Annotated in this window: 19 protein-coding genes and 1 pseudogene; 9 read left to right on the top strand and 11 right to left on the bottom strand. The window is 63.4% G+C overall.

All coding sequences use genetic code 11. From position 1 onward, the window contains the following. Positions 1–15: 15 nt before the first annotated feature. The 3 genes from CF161_RS02940 to CF161_RS02930 are packed head-to-tail and all read right to left on the bottom strand — an operon-like array spanning position 16 to position 2,932. Complete coding sequence (locus CF161_RS02940; protein WP_020295064.1) at positions 16–336, bottom strand: NIPSNAP family protein; 321 nt, start codon at positions 334–336, stop codon at positions 16–18. After that, the gene (locus CF161_RS02935; RefSeq protein ID WP_020295063.1) at positions 305–2,080 is read right to left on the bottom strand and encodes an FAD-dependent oxidoreductase; all 1,776 of its coding nucleotides are present in this window, start codon (positions 2,078–2,080) and stop codon (positions 305–307) included. The genes CF161_RS02940 and CF161_RS02935 overlap by 32 nt, the downstream gene beginning before the upstream one ends. A 33-nt stretch (positions 2,081–2,113) precedes the next feature. Next, complete coding sequence (locus CF161_RS02930) at positions 2,114–2,932, bottom strand: shikimate dehydrogenase (RefSeq protein ID WP_020295062.1); 819 nt, start codon at positions 2,930–2,932, stop codon at positions 2,114–2,116. Positions 2,933–3,076: 144 nt separating this feature from the next. Between CF161_RS02930 and CF161_RS02925 the strand changes: the two genes are divergently transcribed. The 7 genes from CF161_RS02925 (at position 3,077) to CF161_RS02895 (ending at position 9,345) form a co-directional block, all read left to right on the top strand. Further along, positions 3,077–3,850, top strand: coding sequence for an IclR family transcriptional regulator C-terminal domain-containing protein (locus CF161_RS02925; RefSeq protein WP_020295061.1), 774 nt, complete (start codon positions 3,077–3,079; stop codon positions 3,848–3,850). Between the two features lie 330 nt (positions 3,851–4,180). Next, on the top strand, positions 4,181–5,383 hold the full coding sequence (locus tag CF161_RS02920) for a pyridoxal phosphate-dependent aminotransferase (protein ID WP_020295060.1): 1,203 nt from the start codon (positions 4,181–4,183) through the stop codon (positions 5,381–5,383). Between the two features lie 54 nt (positions 5,384–5,437). After that, complete coding sequence (locus tag CF161_RS02915; RefSeq protein WP_020295059.1) at positions 5,438–6,337, top strand: transporter substrate-binding domain-containing protein; 900 nt, start codon at positions 5,438–5,440, stop codon at positions 6,335–6,337. A gap of 211 nt (positions 6,338–6,548) precedes the next feature. Further along, on the top strand, positions 6,549–7,277 hold the full coding sequence (locus tag CF161_RS02910) for an amino acid ABC transporter permease (RefSeq protein ID WP_020295058.1): 729 nt from the start codon (positions 6,549–6,551) through the stop codon (positions 7,275–7,277). 2 nt (positions 7,278–7,279) lie between these two features. After that, on the top strand, positions 7,280–7,966 hold the full coding sequence (locus CF161_RS02905; RefSeq protein WP_020295057.1) for an amino acid ABC transporter permease: 687 nt from the start codon (positions 7,280–7,282) through the stop codon (positions 7,964–7,966). After that, the gene (locus tag CF161_RS02900; protein WP_020295056.1) at positions 7,963–8,691 is read left to right on the top strand and encodes an amino acid ABC transporter ATP-binding protein; all 729 of its coding nucleotides are present in this window, start codon (positions 7,963–7,965) and stop codon (positions 8,689–8,691) included. The genes CF161_RS02905 and CF161_RS02900 overlap by 4 nt, the downstream gene beginning before the upstream one ends. Positions 8,692–8,886: 195 nt before the next feature. Continuing rightward, positions 8,887–9,345 carry an Lrp/AsnC family transcriptional regulator gene (locus tag CF161_RS02895; RefSeq protein WP_052027192.1) on the top strand — a complete coding sequence of 153 codons (459 nt, stop codon included), beginning with the start codon at positions 8,887–8,889 and terminating at the stop codon, positions 9,343–9,345. A 50-nt stretch (positions 9,346–9,395) separates the two neighbouring features. On the opposite strand, the gene CF161_RS02890 is transcribed toward CF161_RS02895, so the two are convergent. The 8 genes from CF161_RS02890 to CF161_RS02855 all read right to left on the bottom strand — a co-directional run bounded on the left by CF161_RS02890 (position 9,396) and on the right by CF161_RS02855 (position 17,047). After that, the gene (locus CF161_RS02890) at positions 9,396–10,622 is read right to left on the bottom strand and encodes an aminotransferase class V-fold PLP-dependent enzyme (RefSeq protein ID WP_020295054.1); all 1,227 of its coding nucleotides are present in this window, start codon (positions 10,620–10,622) and stop codon (positions 9,396–9,398) included. Positions 10,623–10,837: 215 nt separating this feature from the next. Continuing rightward, a complete protein-coding gene (gene kynB, locus CF161_RS02885; RefSeq protein ID WP_020295053.1) occupies positions 10,838–11,500 on the bottom strand; it encodes an arylformamidase in 663 nt (220 codons plus the stop codon). 19 nt (positions 11,501–11,519) lie between these two features. After that, the gene (locus tag CF161_RS02880; RefSeq protein ID WP_020295052.1) at positions 11,520–12,920 is read right to left on the bottom strand and encodes an NAD(P)/FAD-dependent oxidoreductase; all 1,401 of its coding nucleotides are present in this window, start codon (positions 12,918–12,920) and stop codon (positions 11,520–11,522) included. A 60-nt stretch (positions 12,921–12,980) separates the two neighbouring features. After that, a complete protein-coding gene (gene kynA, locus CF161_RS02875) occupies positions 12,981–13,835 on the bottom strand; it encodes a tryptophan 2,3-dioxygenase (protein ID WP_020295051.1) in 855 nt (284 codons plus the stop codon). 22 nt (positions 13,836–13,857) lie between these two features. Beyond that, the gene (locus CF161_RS02870) at positions 13,858–14,130 is read right to left on the bottom strand and encodes a MoaD/ThiS family protein (RefSeq protein ID WP_020295050.1); all 273 of its coding nucleotides are present in this window, start codon (positions 14,128–14,130) and stop codon (positions 13,858–13,860) included. Positions 14,131–14,151: 21 nt separating this feature from the next. Further along, positions 14,152–14,586, bottom strand: coding sequence for a Mov34/MPN/PAD-1 family protein (locus CF161_RS02865; RefSeq protein ID WP_020295049.1), 435 nt, complete (start codon positions 14,584–14,586; stop codon positions 14,152–14,154). Between the two features lie 37 nt (positions 14,587–14,623). Further along, the gene (gene moeB, locus CF161_RS02860) at positions 14,624–15,769 is read right to left on the bottom strand and encodes a molybdopterin-synthase adenylyltransferase MoeB (RefSeq protein WP_043228489.1); all 1,146 of its coding nucleotides are present in this window, start codon (positions 15,767–15,769) and stop codon (positions 14,624–14,626) included. A gap of 168 nt (positions 15,770–15,937) precedes the next feature. Further along, positions 15,938–17,047: an aminotransferase class I/II-fold pyridoxal phosphate-dependent enzyme gene (locus CF161_RS02855; RefSeq protein WP_020295047.1), complete on the bottom strand. Its 1,110-nt coding sequence runs from the start codon at positions 17,045–17,047 to the stop codon at positions 15,938–15,940. Positions 17,048–17,498: 451 nt separating this feature from the next. On the opposite strand from CF161_RS02855, the gene CF161_RS02850 reads away from it, so the two are divergent. Continuing rightward, positions 17,499–19,508 (top strand): TonB-dependent receptor, encoded by a 2,010-nt coding sequence (locus CF161_RS02850; RefSeq protein ID WP_020295046.1) that lies wholly within the window; start codon positions 17,499–17,501, stop codon positions 19,506–19,508. Between the two features lie 17 nt (positions 19,509–19,525). Beyond that, positions 19,526–19,903 (top strand): annotated as a pseudogene (locus tag CF161_RS02845) (hypothetical protein); the annotation flags it as partial.

Here is a 19,903-nt window from a genome sequence, read left to right as displayed (position 1 = left end):
AACACGGCGACGGGGTTAGTTGAGTGGAGAGAAGTCGGTAGGGCGCAGCAGGCGTGATTCCAGGCTCACCACGGCGTTCAGCTCCTTGTTCAGCCGCGCGAATTCCTGCCAGCGCGGGTCGGCAGCCATGGCATTGCGACGGCTGATGCGTTCGTCAAGGCTGGCATAACCCCAGATGTGCACCACTTGATTGACTTCGCCGATTTCGGTGGTGAAGAAGCCGACGAGGTTGCCCAGGTGTTCCTGCTGCACCGCCAGGGCGTTGCTTTTGTACAGGGCCAGCCAGTCGCCGAGCTTTGTCGGGTTAAGGGTGTAGGTGCGCAGTTCGTAGTACATGCTGTTCTCCAGTGGGGGATGGTGATGCGGTGCGGTTGAGCCGGCGCGCGATATCGCTGGCGGCGAGGTAGCCGAAGGTAAGACCGGGGCCCAGGGTGATGCCCGGGCCAGGGTAGGTGCCGTCCATGATCGAGTTCATTTCGTTGCCGGCGGCGTAGAGCCCGGGGATCGGCGCATGGCTGCGATCCAGCACGTTGGCCTGGCCATTGGTGACCAGGCCGCGGGCGGAGCCCAGGTCGCCGGTAAACAGGCGCACGGCGTAGAACGGCGCCTTGCGCAGCGCTTTCAGGCAGGGGTTGGGCCGGTGCAGCGGGTCGCCCATGTAGCGGTTGTAGGCCGTGCTGCCCTTGCCGAACAGGTGGTCGACGCCTTGTTCGGCATCGGCGTTGTACTGCGCCAGGGTCTGCTCCAGCGACGCGGCGTCGATGCCGGCGGCAAGCGCCAGTTCGGCTAGGCTGTTGGCGCGCAACAGGTAGCCGGCCTTGATCAGCGCGCCGTTGTCGACCGGGCTCGGTCGCGCCAGGCCCAGGCCGTAGTTGTTCAGGGCTTCGCTGTCACAGATCAGCCAGCACGGCGCATTGGCGCCGCCCTGGGCGAACATCCCTTCGACGAAACGGTGGTAGGAATCGGATTCATTGACGAAGCGCCGTCCGGCACGATTGACCGCGATCACCCCGGGTTTGGCGCGGTCGGTGACCAGATGGGGAAAGCGCTCCACGCTGCCGTCGGCCTTGTGCAGGACCGAGACCGGGGCCCAGAAGAAATTCGCCGACAGGTGATCGCCGACGGCGGCGTTGATCGACGCCGCCAGGCGTTGCCCATCACCGACGTTGGCGGGCGGTGACATGCTCCAGTGCTCCGAGCCGGTGTCTGGCCGCTGTTGCGCCGCGTGGGCGCCTGCCGCAAAGCCGCCCATGGCCAGCACCACACCGCCACGAGCGAATACCGGACGGGTGACGGCGCCTCGGGAAATCTGCACCCCGCGGACCCGGCCATGCTCGACGATCAAGGCCTCGGGTGTCGCCTGCAGCCACAGCTCGACGCCATTGGCCAGGGCCGTGGTGGCCAGGCGCGCGATCAAGGCGTTGCCCACGGTCAGGCGCGTGCCGCGGGGATGGCTGAGGCGGTCGACGGCGTAGCGGCTCAGCAGTTTCAGGCAGTGCCAGAAGGATTTGGGCGAACGCTTGATGCTGAGGAAGTGCTGGATGTCGACACGATTGACCATCATGCCGCCGAACAGCAGCATGCCGTCCGGCGGTCGCTTCAGGTCCTTGAAATGCTCGCCGAGGCGTCGCCCGTCGTACTCGTCGATTTCCAGCGCCCGGCCGGTGAGGGTGCCACCGGGCAAGTCCGGGTAATAGTCGGGCGACAGCGGGCGCAGGCTGTATTTGAGTTCGCTGTGGGCTTCCAGGAAGCGCAGGGCTTCACGACCGTGCTCGATGAACGCGTCGATCAAGGGCGGGTTGTAGCCATCGCCGATCACCGCTTTCAGGTACTCGCGCATCTGCTCGGCGGCCAGGTGCTGCCCGGCGGCCCGGGCCTGATCGGTATCGTGCAGCCACACCGCGCCACCGGAAATCGCCGAGGTGCCGCCGAAGGCTTCGGTCTTTTCCACCAGCAGGACCTTGAGCCCGCGGCAACTGGCCGTCACCGCCGCGGCGAAACCGGCGGCGCCGCTGCCCAGGACAATCACGTCATAGGTCTGGCCGGCATCGGCCGAGGCCAGGGAAGTCGTAGTGTTCATGCTTGTCACCTGTTTGAGGACGTTGCCGGAGGGTCAGATTTCCAGCGGCGTCACGCCCATGAAGTGCCCCAGGTTGCCCAATTGCGCCAGGGCCATTTCCGCTCCGGTCTGGATCGGGCAGCCGAGGCGTCGGGCCAAGGCGAGAAAGGGCGTGACTGCCGGTGAGGTCACGACATCGGCCACCAGGGTGGTTGGTTTCAGGGTTGCCATCAGGGCGTCGGGCAACGGCATCGGGCCCTCATCGCTGGCGGCCCCCATGCCCACCGGCGAGGCGTTGACCACCAGGTCGAAGGGCTCGAGCGAGGCCGGGCGGGCGCTGATCGCGATAGCCGGGAAGGCACTGCGCAACAGCGTGCCGAGTGCCTCGACGCGTTCGTGGCTGATGTCGCTGATGACCAGGCGGCTGACCCCGGCCTGGCACAGTGCGTAAGCAATGGCGCTGCCCACGCCGCCCGTGCCGATCACCAGAGCCTGTTTGTCCTCGGGGTTGAACCCATGCTTGCGCGCGGCGTTGAGAAAGCCCTCGCCGTCGACGATATCGCCCACCAGTCGGCCGTCGGCCTCACGCCGGATCACATTGACCGAGCGCAGCGCCGTCGAGCGTTCACTGACGCTGTCCAGGCTCCCGGCCAACTGCTGTTTGTAAGGCACGGTCACCACGCATCCACGCAGGTTGTGCCAGCCGCGCAGGGTCTGGACGAAATCATCCAGGGCGGTTGGCGCCAGGTCGATGGCGATCATTGCGACGTTCTGCTGCTGGTCGGCGAACCAGCGATTGAAGTTTTCCGGCGACTTCACCTGGGCGATGGGTGAGCCGACGATGGCGACCAGTTCAGTTGAACCCTGGATCATGGGTAATCCCGCTTATTGGCTGTGTTGTGGGGCCAATACTGCAAGCGGGGTACAGGGCGGACAATCAAGCGCACCGGGGAATAGATTGATAATCGCAGCACCACTGCGATAATCGCAGTATTTGCCTTTCAAGGAACCGCACCGATGAAGCAACCCACCATCCACCAGCGGGATCTGATCGTCGGCCTGCAAAAGGGCTTGGCCCTGTTGCAGCTGTTTTCCCAGGAGCATCCGCGCTTGAGCGTGCCCGAGGTGGCGCGCATGGCCGAGATGACCCACAGCGCCGCCCGGCGCTTTTTGCTGACCTTGGTGCACGACGACTTTGCCCAGACCGATGGCCGCCATTATTGGTTGACCGCCAAAACCTTGCGCATCGGCCAGGCCTATGTCGATTCCGCGGTACTGCCGCGCATGCTGCGCCCGATTGTCGAGCAGGTGGCGCGGACCACCCAGGAGCATGTGTCGGTGGGCGTGCGTGATGGGGATGACATTGTGCACGTGGTGCGCAGCCGCTATAGCCACATCACCTCGATGTCGATCCGCCCCGGTTCACGGGTGCCGATGTATTGCACCGGCAGCGGCCGGCTATGGCTGGCAAGCCTTGCCCCGGAAGCGCTGACGGCTTACTTCGAGCGCAACCCGCCCCGGGCCATTACCCCCTACACGCTGACCGACGAAACCCTGATCCGCCGGGAAATCGCCCTGGCCGGCGAGCGCGGCTACGTGATGGTGGATCAGGAATATGAAGTGGGCATGCGCGTGCTGAGCGTGCCGCTGATCGATCGGGAAGGGCAGTTGCAGGCCACGCTGACCCTGACCACTCATGCCTCGCGCATGACCCTTGAGACCATTCGCGAGCGCTACCTGTCGGCGCTGTACGAAGGGCAGGCGCTGCTCAGGCCGATCATGACGCTCTGAGTCTCAACGGCAGGCCGTCTGGAACCTATTGAAAGGGCGCTGCTGGCTCAATAGTCATCATATGTCTGATGCAAATTTGACCTCCCCATAGCACTCTTCGTCGATTTATCCAGCGCGTTTCACTGCGCGGATGCCGATCCCTGACGCCTGAATTGGCTGAACAGCCCTTGTTTGCTAGGTTTGACGAATTTTATCGCCGCGCAGAAAACAGCTGTATTTGCCGATTGCGAAATCAAAAAATCACATGTCATACTACATCGTACAACAGCAGTGAGGCGCTGGAGGATCTTCCATGATCTTCAGCAAACCTCCAAAGAAGGCGGGTATTTCATGAGTTTTGAAAGTCAGCGCGTCAAGCAGATCTCTTCCTCTCCCAGCATGATCATCTCCATGCGTGCCAAAGAACTCGCCAGCCAGGGTCGCGACATTGTCGACATGAGCCTCGGCGAGCCGGACTTTGATACCCCGGCACATATCATTGACGCCGCCAGCCAGGCGATGCGTGACGGGCATACTCGCTACACCGCGCCCCAGGGAACTTTGGCGTTGCGCCAGGCGATTGTCGGCAAGTTCCAGCGCGAAAACGGCCTGAGTTTCAGCGTCGACGAAATCACCGTCGGCAACGGCGCCAAGCAGGTGATTTTCAATACCTTCATGGCGACCCTGGAAGCCGGTGATGAGGTGATCATCCCCGCGCCGTACTGGGTTTCCTATTCCGACATCGTCACCCTCAACGGTGGCAGCCCGCGAGTGATCGCCTGTGGCATCGAGGTCGGTTTCAAGCTGACCGCCGAGGCGCTGCAAGCCGCCCTGACCGAGAAAAGCCGCTGGCTGATTCTCAATTCACCGTCTAATCCGAGTGGTGCCATTTACTCCCAGGCTGAACTGCAGGCACTGGGCAAGGTGCTCGAAGACTTCCCCAACGTGCTGGTGATGTCCGACGAAATCTACGAACACGTATTGCTCGCCGACCAGCCGTTTGTCTCCTTCGGCAACGCCTGTCCCCAGCTGCGTGAGCGCACGCTGTTGATCAATGGCGTGGCCAAGGCCTATGCCATGACCGGCTGGCGTATCGGTTATGCCGCCGGCCCCAAGGCGCTTATCGCGGCAATCAGCAAGATCCAGTCCCAGAGCACGTCGGGCGCCAGCGCGATTTCCCAGGAAGCCTCGCGCGCCGCACTCGAGGGGCCGCAGGCATTCGTGAAAAGTTGCGCCGCCGAGTACGCCGAGCGCGGCCGCTTGCTGGTCGAGGGCCTGAGCCAATGCGCGGGCTTGCGCCTGAGCGCGCCGGCGGGGGCTTTTTATGCCTTCCCCGAGTGCAGCCAGTTGTTGGGGCGCACCGCGCCTGACGGTCAAGTGATCAGCGATGACGTCGAGTTGTCGGCCTACCTGCTCAATCACGCCGGTGTGGCGGTCGTTCCGGGCCTGGCGTTCGGGCTGCCGGGTTACTTCCGGCTGTCGTTCGCCACGTCTCGCGAAAACCTACAAAAAGCGCTCGTTCGTATCCGCGAGGCGCTCGCAGCCCTGCGCTGAAGCCCTCGCTCTTTTGCTGTGCCAAAGCTGCCAAAACAATAGTCGGAGATCCCCATGCTCGATAAAAAGAAACAGCTGCTTGCCCTCGTCGTGACTGCCTGCCTCAGCGCCGGCGCTGCCCAGGCAGACGACCTCACCGGGACCCTGAAGAAGATCAAGGAGTCGGGCACTGTCACCCTTGGCTATCGCGATGCATCGCTTCCGTTTTCCTACCTCAACGATGCCCAGCAGCCTATCGGCTACAGCATCGAGCTGTGCCAGAAGATCGTTGATCAGATCAAGGTCAAGGTCGGCGAGCCCGGCTTGAAGACCGAGTACGTCTCGGTGGTCGCAGCCACCCGTACACCGTTGCTGATCAACGGCACCATCGACCTGGAATGCGGCGTTACCACCAACACGGTGGAGCGCCAGAAACAGATCGGCTTCCTGCTCACCAGCTACGTCGCCAGCGCCAAGTACGCGGTCAAGAAAACCTCGGGCATCAACAGCATTGCTGATCTCAAGGGCAAGTCGGTGGTGGTGATCACCGGTGGCAGCGGTGAGTGGATCACCAAGAAAATCGACCGCGAACAGCAACTGGGCTTGAAGATCCTCAACGCCAAAGATGGCGGTGAAGCCTTCCTGATGCTCGAGACCGGCCGTGCCGTGGCCTACATCAACGACGATGTGCAGTTGATGGCGACCATTGCGCAAAGCCGCAGCCCGGATGCCTACACCTTGCTGGCCGAACCCATGTCCGCTGAACCCTACGCCATCGGCATCCGCAAGAACGACCCGCAGTTCAAGACCTTCGCTGACGACGTATTGCGCAACCTCTACAGCAGCGGCGTGATCGATACCCAATACCCGAAATGGTTCCAGCAGCCGATTCCGCCGAAGAACGCTGTGATCAACCTGCCCATGAGCGACGCGCTGAAAGAAGCCATCGCCCACCCGAACGATACTGGCGTCTGATGCCACCCTGTGGGTCGAGTGAACACGGATCTGTGAGTCGCTAGTGTGCTGGTCATGAACGTCAAGGATGACGCGTGCGGTGTGGATGCACGTTGCAATGGAAGGTGCTTCGCGAGCCAGCAAACGGCTGCGCCTGTGCATACGTCCCGTTCCTCGACCTGCCGGCCTCTGCGAATGCTGAGTTCCGCTTTCTCTCAAAGGTTGGTGTTTCATGGATTACAACTGGAATTGGAGCGTGTTCTGGGACTATGCGCCCGGAGAATCGTCTTCCTATCTGCATTGGCTGGTCACGGGCACCAGCTGGACTCTGGCGACAACCCTCGTCGCATTCATCCTGGCCTTTCTGATCGGTGGCCTGGTTGGCACCCTGCGTACCAGCAGCCTTCGACCGCTGGTGTGGCTGGGTAACCTCTACACCGAAGTGTTCCGCAATATCCCCTTGCTGGTGCAGATGTTCATCTGCTTCTTCGTGATCCCCGAGCTGTTGCCGGTGTCGATGGGGGACTATCTCAAGCAGGACTTGCCCTATCCCTCGTTCTTCAGCGCGGTCGTGGCGCTGACCCTCTTTACCTCGGCCAAGCTGTCGGAGCTGTTCAAGGCTGGCATCGAATCGGTTGCCGCCGGGCAGCGCGGCGCGGCGTTGGCGCTGGGCCTGCGTCCGAGCCAGATGTACCTGCAGGTACTGTTGCCCCAGGCATTGCGCGTGGTGTTCCCACCGCTGACGTCCGAGGCGCTGAACACCCTGAAAAATTCATCGGTGGCCCTGACCATTGGCTTGATGGAATTGACCGCCCAGGCGCGAAACGTCAGCGAATACTCGTTCAATACCTTTGAGGCGTTCACCGCCGCAACCTTGATCTACGTGGTCATTTCGTTGCTGGTGACCTTTGTCATGGGTCATATCGAACGCTCCCTGACCCTTCGCGGCGCGACGAGGTAGTTATGTTTGAACTCGATCCAAGCGTAATCGTGCGGGCTATGCCGGCGCTGTGGAATGGCCTGAAGTTCACCCTGCTGCTGACGCTGGTGGCGATGTCCGTCGGTATCCTGGCCGGCACCTTGCTGGCGCTGATGCGACTCTCGCAGAACCGCGTCATGCGCGGGTTTGCCCTGGGCTATGTGACGGTGATGCGCAGCATTCCGTTGGTGCTGGTGATTTTCTGGTTCTACTTTCTGATGCCGCTGCTGCTGCAAATGGCCTTCGGCACCGAGAGGCCGGTGCAGATCGGTCCGGTGGTCACCGCCTTCGTGACGTTCTGCATGTTCGAGGCGGCGTACTACAGCGAGATCATTCGCGGCGGCATCCAGAGCGTCAGTGGCGGCCAGAGACAGGCCGCAGCGGCCCTGGGCATGCGCCCGGCACAATCCATGTTCTACGTGATCCTGCCCCAGGCGATGCGGCGCATGACGCCGTTGCTGCTGACCCAGACCATCATTCTGTTCCAGGACACCTCACTGGTGTACGTGCTTTCCATCGCCGACTTCACCGGTGCTGCGAGCAAGTTCGCCCAGCGTGACGGGCGCCTGGTAGAGCTGTACCTGTTCGTGGCCCTGGTCTACCTGGTGATCTGCTATCTGCTGTCCAGCCTGACCAAGCGCCTGAAAAGAAATATAGGGAGAACCGCATGATCCAGATGAAAAACCTGAGCAAGTGGTATGGCAACTTTCAGGTTCTGAACAACTGCACCACCCAGCTCTCGCGGGGTGAGGTGATGGTGGTGTGCGGACCTTCCGGTTCGGGCAAGAGCACGTTGATCAAATGCGTCAATGGCCTGGAGCCGGTGCAGAAGGGCGAGATTTTCATCGATAACCAGCCCGTCACCGGCAAAGGGGTCGACCTGCCCAAGCTGCGTGCTCGGGTGGGCATGGTGTTCCAGCATTTCGAGCTGTTTCCGCACCTGAGCATCATCGAAAACCTCAACCTGGCGCAGATCAAGGTCCTGGGCCGCGACCGCGACACGGCCACCGAAAAAGGCATGCAATTGCTGGATCGCGTCGGCCTCAAGAGCCACGCCCACAAGTACCCGATCCAGTTGTCCGGCGGTCAGCAGCAGCGGGTAGCCATCGCTCGTGCCCTGGCCATGGACCCGATCGCGATGCTCTTCGACGAACCAACCTCGGCCCTCGACCCGGAGATGGTCAATGAAGTGCTGGACGTCATGGTTCAGCTGGCAAGTGAAGGCATGACCATGATGTGCGTCACCCACGAAATGGGCTTCGCGCGCAAAGTGGCTGATCGCATCGTGTTTATGGACGGCGGAGAAATCATCGAGGACGTGAAGTCCGAAGAGTTCTTCGGTGCGCCACGCTCGGATCGGGCGCGCAGCTTCCTGTCGAAAATCCTGCAGCATTAACCACAGACCAAAGCACGCCTGGCCGCCATGCTGCGCAACCAACGCCCGATGCCTTGCATTGGGCGTTTTTGCATCATGGGTCGCGGTTTTGGTCAGTGGAGGTTTGGGTGATGTCTCTGCTACCGCGCAAGAGGTTTGCATTGCTGTGACCGCCATGATTTCCTGCGCGGGAATCCTGCGCTCTGGTGACCTTGCATGACTGATTTCAAGCTTGATCGGATGGATACACGAATAATCACTGTGCTGCGCAAGGAGGGTCGAATCAGCCATCAGCAACTCTCCACCCAGGTGGGGCTGTCACCGTCTCAGTGTCAGCGACGGGTGAAAAGGCTCGAAGACGAAGGCGTGATCCGTGGTTATTCAGCGGACATTGATGAAAACAAGCTCGGCAACGATGTCAACGCCTGGGTGCTGGTGACCTTGCAGCGAAACCAGCCAGGCGCCCGCGAGCGTGTTGCCCTGTTGCTGCAGAACCGACCGTGGGTGCGCCTGGCGACAGGCATCACCGGGGATGTCGATTTCATGCTGCGCGTGGTGGCGCCGCGCATGGCCGACTTCACCCGGATTCTGGTCGATGAGCTGAGCAGCCACCCTGATATCAGCAGCACGCAGTCATTTATCTGCCTGGATGAGCTGGTCGGTGATCGCTCGTGAAGTCCGCATGGGCCCGGGCGCGGCGGTACCCATGCGTGGTGGCGGTGAGCTTAGAGCGACTCGTCCAGCGCCCGTATCAGTTGTTGCACGTCCTCCGGGGAGGTGTAGTGAACACATGAAAGACGGAGTACGCCTTCCTCGGGATTGATCCCGAGCGCTTCCAGCAGGCGCACGGCATAGAAATGGCCAGCGCCCGCGATGATGCCCTTGCCGGCAAGGCGCTCGCAGACGTCGCGAGGCGTGGCATTCATGGTTTGCAGTGATACGGTCGCGGCTTTTTTCTGGGCGTCGGTGGGGCCCAGTAGCCGCATCCGCGGATCCTTGGCACAGAACGCCAGCAGTGGGCTCAGCAGCCCGACTTCGGCCTGCTTGAACAGCCCCCTGAGGTTTGCAGCGCGCTGGCTGTTGTCGGCCTCGGGAAAATGGTGAGCGTGCACGCTGTCAAAATAGGCCGTGACGCCGTTGACCGCGGCGACCTGGGCATGGTCAGGGCCGGCCGGGACAAACCACTTGGCCAGGTGGGCAGCGTTGAAGTAGTGCGCCTGGTTGCCGAGAAAATCCATCAGCGGCCGGCGAATGACCATCGCGCCCAGGTGCGGGCCAAAGGTCTTGTACAGCGAGAACAGGTAGATATCCGCGCCGAGCTCGGCCACATCCGGCAAGCCATGGCCGGCATAAGAGACACCGTCGACAACGGCTACGGCGCCGGCCCCATGGACGATTTCGCAGATCTCGCGGACCGGGTTGATCTCACCCAGGATGTTTGAACAGTGGGTGAAGGCCACCACCTTGGTGCGTGGGGTCAGCAGTTCTACAAGGGCCGCTGTATCCAGGGAGCCGGTGGTCGCGTTGACCTGCCATTCCTTGATGACGATGCCGCGCTTGGCCAACCGTCGCCACACGCCATTGTTGGCCTCGTGGTCCTGGTTGGTGACGATCAGTTCATCGCCCGCTTCGAGCCGATTGGCAAAGGCCTCTGCCAGCACATAGAGGTTCTGTGAGGTGGAGGGGCCCAGGTGCACCTCCTCGGGGGCGACGTTGAGGTAGCTGGCCATTTCGCGATGAGCACGGTCCATCTCCTCGCCACCCCGGCGAGAGGCGGGGTGCACACCGTAGGGTTGCATCTTGTTCTGACGGTAAAAACGATTGAGGCGATCAATGACTTCCTGACAGGCATAGGAGCCGCCAGCGTTATCAAAAAATGCCTGGCCTTCGAGCGAGGGCTCGGCAAAGGCCGGGAAATGGCTGCGGATGAACGGCAAATCGAGAGTGGGCATAAACAAGACTCCGGCATCGCTAGGGGGAATTTGACACGCCCTATGCTAAAGGCTGACCCATGCATAAGGGCCGCATAAACAGGGCGGGCGAAACCTGTAAATGCAGGAATCGCGCGTCATAGTCCTGTTAAATGATTGGAATCCGTCATGACCACCGGTGGTAATCGCTCAAGCATCGATTGAGATCGCTGAGAGCCTGCCCGACCTTACTTCGATTACTCCTCCGGTAACCCCGGCCGTACCTCCGGCAGGCTGCGCAACACCGCCCGCACCGGGCTTGCGTCCAGGGCCATGAACTTGAGGGGCAGGGCGATCAGTTCGTAGTCCCCGGCCGGCACCTCATCCAGCACCAGCCCTTCGAGGATGGCCATGCCATGGCGCTCGATAGCGTGGTGTGCGTCCAGAGTCTTGGATTGTTGCGGGTCCACCGAGGGCGTGTCGATGCCCACCAGCCGCACTCCGTGCCGCGCCAGCAAGTGCAGGGTGGCCACGGCGATTGCGCTGGAGTCCGGGTCCCAGATGCAAGGGTCGCTGCGGCGATAAGTGCGCAGCAGGATGCGTTCCGGCGCCCCGGCCAGGTGCGGCGCCACCTGCTCCGGCTGGACCAGGGCGCCGCTGTCGAAGCAATGGATCACCCGGCAGGTTCCCAGGTAGGGCTCAAGGGGCACCGCGCCAATGGCGGCGCCGCTGCTGCTGTAGTGCAGCGGGGCATCGGCATGGGCCCCGGTGTGGGGCGAGAGGGTGATTTTGCCGACGTTCACCGGGCACTGCTGATCCAGCACCCAGACGGCTTCCTGGTGGTAGCGGGTGTCCCCCGGCCAGGTGGCGAGGGTGCTGCAGATCGGTGGGCTGATGTCGAACAGTTTGCGTGCGGGCACGTGGCAGGTTCCTTCACAGTCAGCAACGGCGGCCCTGGGCCAGGTCGCTCAGGGGCGGCAGGCAGCGGGTCACTTCGTGCTCCACGGCATCCAGGTTGATCGAGGTCAGGTCGGTGTGGTTGGCCACGGCGAATTTCAGCAGCTGCTCCTGGATCTGCCCGCGAGCCAGGGCCTGGGCATAGGGCAGGCGGCTGAAGGTGACCATGCTGTAGCGCGGGATGAAACGCGTGGGTTGGCGCTGGGCCATGATTTTTCCCAGTTCGCGCTCCAGCAGGTAACTGGCGCTGGCCACCTTGCTGCTCATTTCCACGTAGTTCTCCAGGGCCATGGCCTGGATCGCCAGGGCGTCGGGCTGGCGTTGCGCGGTGAATGCCGCAAGGGCGCTGGCGGTATCGCCGGGCTGTTGCAACTGCTCGGCCAGGGCCACCGCATCTTCCAGGGCGCAGTTCATGCCCTGGCCGTGGAACGGCACCATGGGGTGGGCGGCATCCCCCAGCAGCACGGCCTGGCCACCGACATGCCAGGTGTCGAGGCGCAGGGTCGCGAGCTTGCCGGTGGGGTGATTGTCGAAGTCCTGTTCCAGGCTGCCCAGCATCGGCGACAGCCCGGGAAACTCGCGGTCGAAAAAGGCCCGGGCGGCGTGTCCATCGACCAGTTGGGCGAAGCAGGGGCTGGCGGGTTGGGTTGCCGGGCTCTGATGGTGCAGGAACAGGGTGACGGTGAAGCTGCGGTCCAGGTTCGGCAGGGCGATGCACATGTAGTCGCCGCAAGGCCAGATGTGCAGGGCGTTGGGCTCCAGGCCGAAGTGCGCGCTGGCCTGGGGGGTGATCTGCAATTCCTTGTAGCCGTGGGGCTGGGTTTCCAGTTGCGGGCCCAGGTCGACGACCTCGGCCATGGCCTGGCGCACCGCCGAGTTGCAGCCGTCGGCGCCGATCAGCAACTGGAAGCGGCTGCCCAGGTGAGCCCCCGAGGCGTTGCTGAAGGTCAGGCGCTGGCGCGGGAAGTCGACGCTGTGGAGCCCCAGGTTGAAATGGATTTTCGCCCCGGCCGCTTCGGCGCCGTCGAGCAGAATCTGGTTCAGACGATCACGGTTGATCGACCAGATCACCTCGCTGTCATCGCGTCCGTACGGTTGCAGGCTGGGGGCCGTGCCGGGGACGTGCACCATGCGCCCGCGCATCATCACCGCTTCGGCCAGCACCTCGGGTTCGAGCCCGGCCAGGCGCAAGGCATGGGCGCCGCGTTCGGCCAGGGCCAGGTTGATGGAGCGGCCGCGGGTCCCGGTTTCGATGCGCGGATCGGGGCGCTGTTCGAACAGGCTGACACGCCAGCCCTGACGGGCCAGCAGGCGGGCGATAAGGGCTCCGGCCAGGCCGGCGCCGATGATGGTGACTTGACGAACATTGTCTGTAGCGGTCATGGCGAATTCTCTTGGGGTGGTGCCCGGTTCGCAGCGGCAGCGGGCTTGATAAGGCGTCGGCTAAAGGCTTGAGCGCAGGCTCCAGAGTTCAGGGAACAGCACGGTGCCGAGCATCTTGCGCAGGTACTCGACGCCTTCCGTGCCGCCGGTGCCTTTCTTGAAGCCGATCACCCGCTCGACCACGGTGACGTGGCGAAAGCGCCATTGGCGAAACGCGTCCTCGATGTCCATGAGCTTTTCTCCCAACTGGTACAGGTCCCAGTAGCGCTCCGGTTGTTGGTAGACCTGGACCCAGGCGGCCTCCACCGACGCATCGCTGCGGGTCGGTTCGCTGGGGTCGGCGTCCAGGCGCAGGGCGGCAATGGGCAAGCCCTGGCGGGCCATCTGCTGGATGATCGCGTCGTACAGGGAAGGGCTGTGCAGGCAGCGTTCGAGGTTGCGGGCGATCTGCGGCGTGTGCTGATGCGGCAGGAGCATGGCGCGGTTCTTGTTGCCGAACATGAACTCGATCTCGCGGTACTGGTAGGACTGGAAGCCCGAGGCTTGCCCCAGGTCCGAGCGAAAACTGATGAACTCCATGGGGCTCAGGGTCGCCAGGATCGACCAGGAGCTGACCATCTGCTCCATGATCCGCAGGACCCTGGCCAGCACCCGGTGACTGCCCCCCAGTTGGCCCTGGTCGATCAACTGGCGGGCGTGACGCAGCTCATGCAACAGCAGCTTCATCCAGAGTTCCGATGCCTGGTGCTGGATGATGAACAGCATTTCATTGTGTTGCTGGGAGCGTGGCGCTTGTGCATCCAGCACCTTATCCAGCCCCAGGTAATCGCCGTAACTCATGCTCTCGGCGAAATCCAGTTGGGCGTCATGCCATTGTTGGGGTGGTGCGGAGTGCATATAGGGGCAAGGGCACATCGGTCATTCCTCGCTCGGGGCGTTAAAAGCAGCCACCGGCGACGGCAGGCAGGATGGTGATCTGGTCCTGCTGCGTCACGGCGCTGTCGAGGCTCTGCAAGAAGCGGATGTCATCGTCGTTGACATAGATATTGATGAATTTATGAACCTCGCCGCCGTCGATCAGGCGAGCCGCAAGGCCCGGGTACTGCTGCTCGAGCGCGTCGATCACGTGCCTGACCGTTTGCCCCTGGGCCTCCACGGTTTTCTGGTTGGCGGTCAGGTGGCGCATCAGGGTGGGAACAATGATCTTCATGGGGTGGCACTCCGTAGGGGGTTAATCGGGCAGGTTCAGTGCAGGTGCGGGCCGCGCATCGATACGCACGTCCTCTTCGCTGACACAGTCCTGGACAATGCGAAAGCTGCGCAGCGGCGGGTCGTAATCCGCCGTGCTGACAATCAGGTAATGGGCGTTGGCGTCGGTGGCGAACGCGATGTCGGTGGCGCTGGGGAAGGCCCGCGATGCGGTGTGGGAGTGGTAGAACACCCGGGGTTCTTCATCCCGGGCGTCCATCTCGCGCCAGACCTGGAGTTGCTGGCGCGGGTCGAACTCGAAATACACCTCGGAACGGGCACGGTTGACCATCGGGATCAGCCGCGTGGCGCGCTCGCTGCCGACGGCTGCGGCGATGATTCCGCAGCATTCGATGGGGTGCGCCTGGCGCGCCTGGTCGAAAATGGCGCTGACGATGTCGTGGCTCAGCAGCAACATAAAGGGCTACTCATCAGGGTCGGGGTCGGGGGTGCGATCAATAGGCCGGCAGCGTCGGCGCATAGGCCGCGGCCCAGGCCAGGACCCCGCCTTCGAGGTTGCGCACGTTGTCGAAGCCTTGCTCGGTCAGGGCCTGGACCACCGTCCTGGAGCGGCTGCCGGCCTTGCAATAGACGACGATCTCGGCGTCCCGCGAGAGCTGCGCGTTATGCGCGCCGCTGAGCACCTGCTGCATCGGCATGAGCTGCGCCTGGGGGATGTGCAGGATGTCCCATTCGTTCTTTTCCCGGACATCGATCACCTGCAGCGGCTGCCCGCCCAGGCGCAGGGCTTGCAGGGCGTGGGCATCCAGGCTGGGCACGCTGCCCAGGCCGCACAGTTGCTGGTAGTCCTGCAGCGCGGTGATCGGCTGGCGCTTGAGCGACGGGCGCAAGGGCAGGAAGCGGTAGCTCATTTCCAGGGCGTCATACACCGCCAGGCGCCCCAGCAGCGGGGTGCCGATGCCGGTGATCAGCTTGATGGCCTCGGTGGCCATGATTGCCCCGATGGAGGCGCAGAGCACCCCGAGCACGCCGCCTTCGGAACAGGATGGCGCCAGGTGCATCGGCGGTGGTTCGGGGTACAGGTCGCGGTAGTTGATCCCGCCGCCGGGTGCCTGTTCCCAGAACACCGAGGCCTGGCCTTCGAAGCGGTAGATCGAGCCCCAGACATAGGGCTTGCCCGCCAACACGCAAGCGTCGTTGACCAGGTAGCGGGTGGCGAAGTTATCGGTGCCGTCGAGCATCAGGTCATAGTCTGCAAACAGCGCCACGGCGTTGTCGTTGTCCAGGCGTTGCTGGTGCAGGTTGATCTGGATATGGGGGTTCAGCGCCTGCAGGGTGCGCTTGGCACTTTCGGTCTTGAGTTGGCCGACTTCCGCGAGGCGATGAATCACTTGCCGCTGCAGGTTGGACTCGTCCACCACATCAAAGTCGATGATGCCCAGGGTGCCGACGCCGGCCGCCGCCAGGTACAACAGCGTGGGCGAACCCAGCCCGCCGGCACCAATCACCAGGACCCGGCTGTGCTTCAAGCGTTGTTGCCCTTGCAGGCCGATTTCGGGCAATAACAGATGCCGGCTATAACGGCTTATTTCACTGGCGCTCAATGTGGCGTCAGCCTCTACCAGGGGGGGAAGTTGCATGGTTGTTCCTGTCTTGAATGAAATTCTGGATGAACGAAGCCCGCACCTCGATCAGCAGGTGATGCAGGCGTTGAAGGTTGTACTGCCGTTGAAGGTTGTAGCGCCGTTGCAGTCTTCTAGTGGCCAAGCCCGGGTCGGCCCCTCGAGGTGCCCATGCCCGCCGGTGGTTTAAATCGGATAGAAGAAACCGTGGAAGTTGGCGCACACGGTTTGGCTCATGACGGACTTGAAGACGTCCATTTCATCCCGGGTGCCCACGGTGACGCGTACCCACTCCGGGGCTTCGGGCCAGGCACGGCCGATGTGCACGCCGTGGTCCGCGAGGACCTGAATGACCTGGGGGGCCCGGTCCCCGACCTTCATCATGAAACAGCTCGATTGCGAGGCCGTGCAGGGAATGTCCCGGGATTGCAGCCAGTCGATGGTTTCCTGCCGGGCCCGGGCGATTTCGAGCTTGCGTTGTGCCACCTGAGCGCTCTGGCCGAGGCTGGCCAGGGCGGCCTGGGCCGCGGTGATCGAGACGTCGTCGGCGGGCAGGGTGGTGATGCGCTGCAAGGTCTGGGGCTGGGCCATCGCCATGCCGACCCGCAGGCCGGCCAGGCCGTAGATCTTGGAAAAGGTGCGGAGCACGATCAGGTCGGGGCGTTGCTCGATCCAGGGCAGCATCGAGCGTTCATCGCAAAATTGCAGGTACGCCTCGTCCACCAGCAACACCGCGTCCCTGGGTTTTTCCGCCAGGGCCTGGAGGATGGCCTTATGGGGCGTGAGGGTGCCGGTGGGGTTGTTCGGGTTGCACAGGTAGATCAGGCCGGCGTCTTCGATCGCGCACATGCGCTGCAGGTCGTGGGCGCCGTTTTTACCCAGGGCCACCTTGTGCACCTCGGCCCCGGCGCGCCGCGCGGCCAGCTCGCAGATCGGGTAGCCCGGGGTGGCCATGACCAGGGATTTGCCCGGCCCGGTAAAGGTCGCGGCGGCATAGTGCAGGGCCCGGTTGGAGCCCGGGTGCAGGGTCAGGTGGTCCCGGGGCACCGCCAGTTCCTGCGCCAGGGCCTGGTGCAGTTGATCGATCGCAGCGAAGCCGTAGCGCCCGCAATCCGGCAGGCTGTCGCGGGCCGCTTCCAGGGCCGGCGGCATGGGGCCGAAGGGGGATTCGTTGAAGTTCAGGTACACCGCGCGGCGGTGCTTCTCGCTCGCCCCCTGGCCGCCACTGCTGGCACTGGCGCCTGGGGTCTGGGGCGTGAAGAGGTTGCTGTTTCTGAAGAAGTTGGAGAATTTCATCTCGGTCAAAAGTCCTGGAGAGTAGGGGACGTGCGCAAGCTCGGGGAGCCGACAGCGAGGTTGGCGTGGGCGCAGGTTGCGGGCTGCAGTGGCCGTGGGGCGAACAGCCGGCCGCGACGGTTGGCCGGGTGTCTTCCGGCATCTGCCAGGTATTGATAGAGGGCGCGCCTGCGGCGGGTGCAGGCATGCCAGGTCAACGGCTTGGGGCTGCAGCAGGGGCGGTGGGCTGGGGCAACCGCTCGGTGCGAATTCCTTTTTAGCATCACTGTGATCTCGAGTTGTCTCGTCGGGATTGGCCACACGTTAGAACCATTCTCAGGGGGGTGGAATAGTCCGCGCCGGAACCCATAGGAAATTCGTCGGACGGCATATTAATAAGAATGATTATCATTTTTTGCCGCTGTTACCATTTTTGCCATTGAACCAATGAGCACATTTTGGAGCGCATCAAATGAATGTCAGTCAGCCCGGGATCGGTCGCTGTGCCTGGGGAAAAAGCACGCCGTTGTGGGCCGCGCTGATGGTCGCGGCCGCGGCTCCAGCCCAAGCGCTGGAAGAGTTGCCGGCGATCACCGTGACCGCCAACGCCTTGTCCCAGAGCGCCGAGTCGGTGCCGGCGGCGATGAGTGTGTTCGACGGCCAGACCCTGGAACGCGAGCATGTGCAGGACCTGCCGGCGTTGTTGCGGCGGGTGCCGGGTTTTGGTTTCCAGCCCTTCGGCCAGTCGGCGATCCAGCCGCCGGTGGTGCGTGGCATCAGCTCCAACTTCGCCTCTTATTCATCCTCGGCGCTGATGATGGTGGACGGCGTGCCGACCTTCATGGCCCAGGGGTTCGACCACGACATGCTGGGGATCGAGCGGGTCGAGGTACTGCGTGGGCCACAGTCGGCGCTGTATGGACGCAATGCTGAAGCCGGGGTGGTGAACATCTATACCCGCGCCCCGGACAACACCCCGCACGCCCGGCTTTCCACTGAGCTGGGCAGCCGCGACAAGCGCGTGGCGCGGGCCGACCTCAGCGGGCCGCTGGTGGAAGACCGCTTGTACCTCGGGGTCACTGGCAACTGGAGCGAGCAGGACGGCTATATCGATGACCGCTACCACGGCGGCGAGGCCGACGACCGCAGGAAGCACGGGGGCCGCATGGCCTTGCGCTGGACCCCGGACGACAGCTCCGAAGCCATCCTGCGTTATTCGCGCCAGGACTATGACGACGGTGCGGCCCAGTGGGGCGCATCCGGCACCCCCCGGGCCCGGGTCAGCTCCGGCGTGCGCGGCTGGGATCACTCCAGTGCCCGCAGCATCTCCCTGGACCTGAGCACCGAGCTGGCCTCGGGCCTGAAGCTGCGCTCGGTGACCGGCAACAGCGACTTCTACGACCGGGTCTTGCAGGACACCGACTTCCGGCCCGCCGACTCCCTGCACATCGGCCGCGACAACCACTTCAATACCCTGTCCCAGCAGTTCACCGTGGAAGGCACCCTGGGCGATAGCCAGTGGGTCACGGGCATGTATTTCGATCGCGACCGGCACGACCTGGGCGGGGAGCAGAAGACCCCAATGCGCCTGCTGCCCTACAGCTCGAAGCTGGAAGGGCACAGCGCCGCGTTGTTCAGCCACTGGATGATTCCGGTGGCCGAGCGCTGGACCTTGACCCTGGGCGGCCGCGCCGAGCGCGACTTTGTGCGCTTCACCCCGGAGGGCGGCGATTCCCGCGACGCCAGCTGGAAGCGCTTCTCGCCCAAGGTCGCCCTGCAATACGAATGGATGGATGACGCGTTCGTCTATGCCAGCGTCGCCGACGGTTTCCGCGCCGGCGGTTTCAACACCTTCAGCCCGGCCGCCAACTACCCGGCCTACGCCCCGGAAAAGGTTCGCTCCTGGGAGATCGGCCTCAAGGGCGGGGCCCTCGACCGCCGCCTGCAGTACTCGGTGGCCCTGTACACCATGAGCATCGACGACATGCAGGTGCAGCAGATGCTCACCCCGGGCGTGGTGTACATCGCCAACGCCGCGTCGGCGCGCTCCAGTGGCCTGGAATTGCAGGCCGACTACCTGCTGGGCAGCGGCTGGAAAGTCCTGGGCGCACTGGCCCTCAACCGCACCCGCTTCGACAGTTTCACCGACGGTGCCAGCGACTATTCCGACAATCACAACCCCTTTGCCCCGGACCTGACCGGCAACCTCGGGCTGCGTTACGACGCCGAGAGCCGCTGGTACACCCAGCTCAACCTGAGTGCTGTGAGCCGCACCTACCTCGACGCAGCCAACAGCAACCGCCGGGCCGGCTACGGCCTGATCGACCTGGACCTGGGGCGCAGCTTCGAGCGCTTCGAGGTCAGCGCCTACGTCAACAACCTGGCCAACAAACGCTACGACGCCGTGGGCTACCAGAACGGTTTCGTGGACGTCTACAGCCCACCTCGGGAGTTGGGATTGCGCCTGACATTCGACTTGTAAATAAGGGAATCCAGACCGTGAACATTATTGATTTCAACCACAGCCACCCGCTGCAGGCCTATTGGCAACTGGCCGGCGCTGCGGTCCAGGCCGACGCCCTGACCCTGGCCCTGGAGCTGGACCTGTTCAGTGCCCTGGAGCAACCCCTCGACGTGCCGACCCTGGCTGCGCGCCTGCAACTGGCGCCGGACAACACCGGGCACTGGCTCGAACTGCTCTGGAGCATGGCGCTGTTGCAGCGCATCGACGGTCCGCACGGCAGCCGCTATGGCCTGAGCGACACCACCCACCCCCCGCCGCTATTGGCTGCCAGGGCCCCAGGGCTGTGTCGACGCCTGGCACTACCGGCTCAAGGCCTTGCGCCAGACCGGTGCCAGCCTGCGCCAGCGCCTCAG

This window comes from Pseudomonas sp. CF161, from assembly GCF_000416215.1.
Classification (GTDB): Bacteria; Pseudomonadota; Gammaproteobacteria; order Pseudomonadales; family Pseudomonadaceae; genus Aquipseudomonas.
The sequence above is the reverse complement of the archived record's forward strand: the minus strand, read 5'-3'. Positions and strand labels throughout refer to the sequence as shown.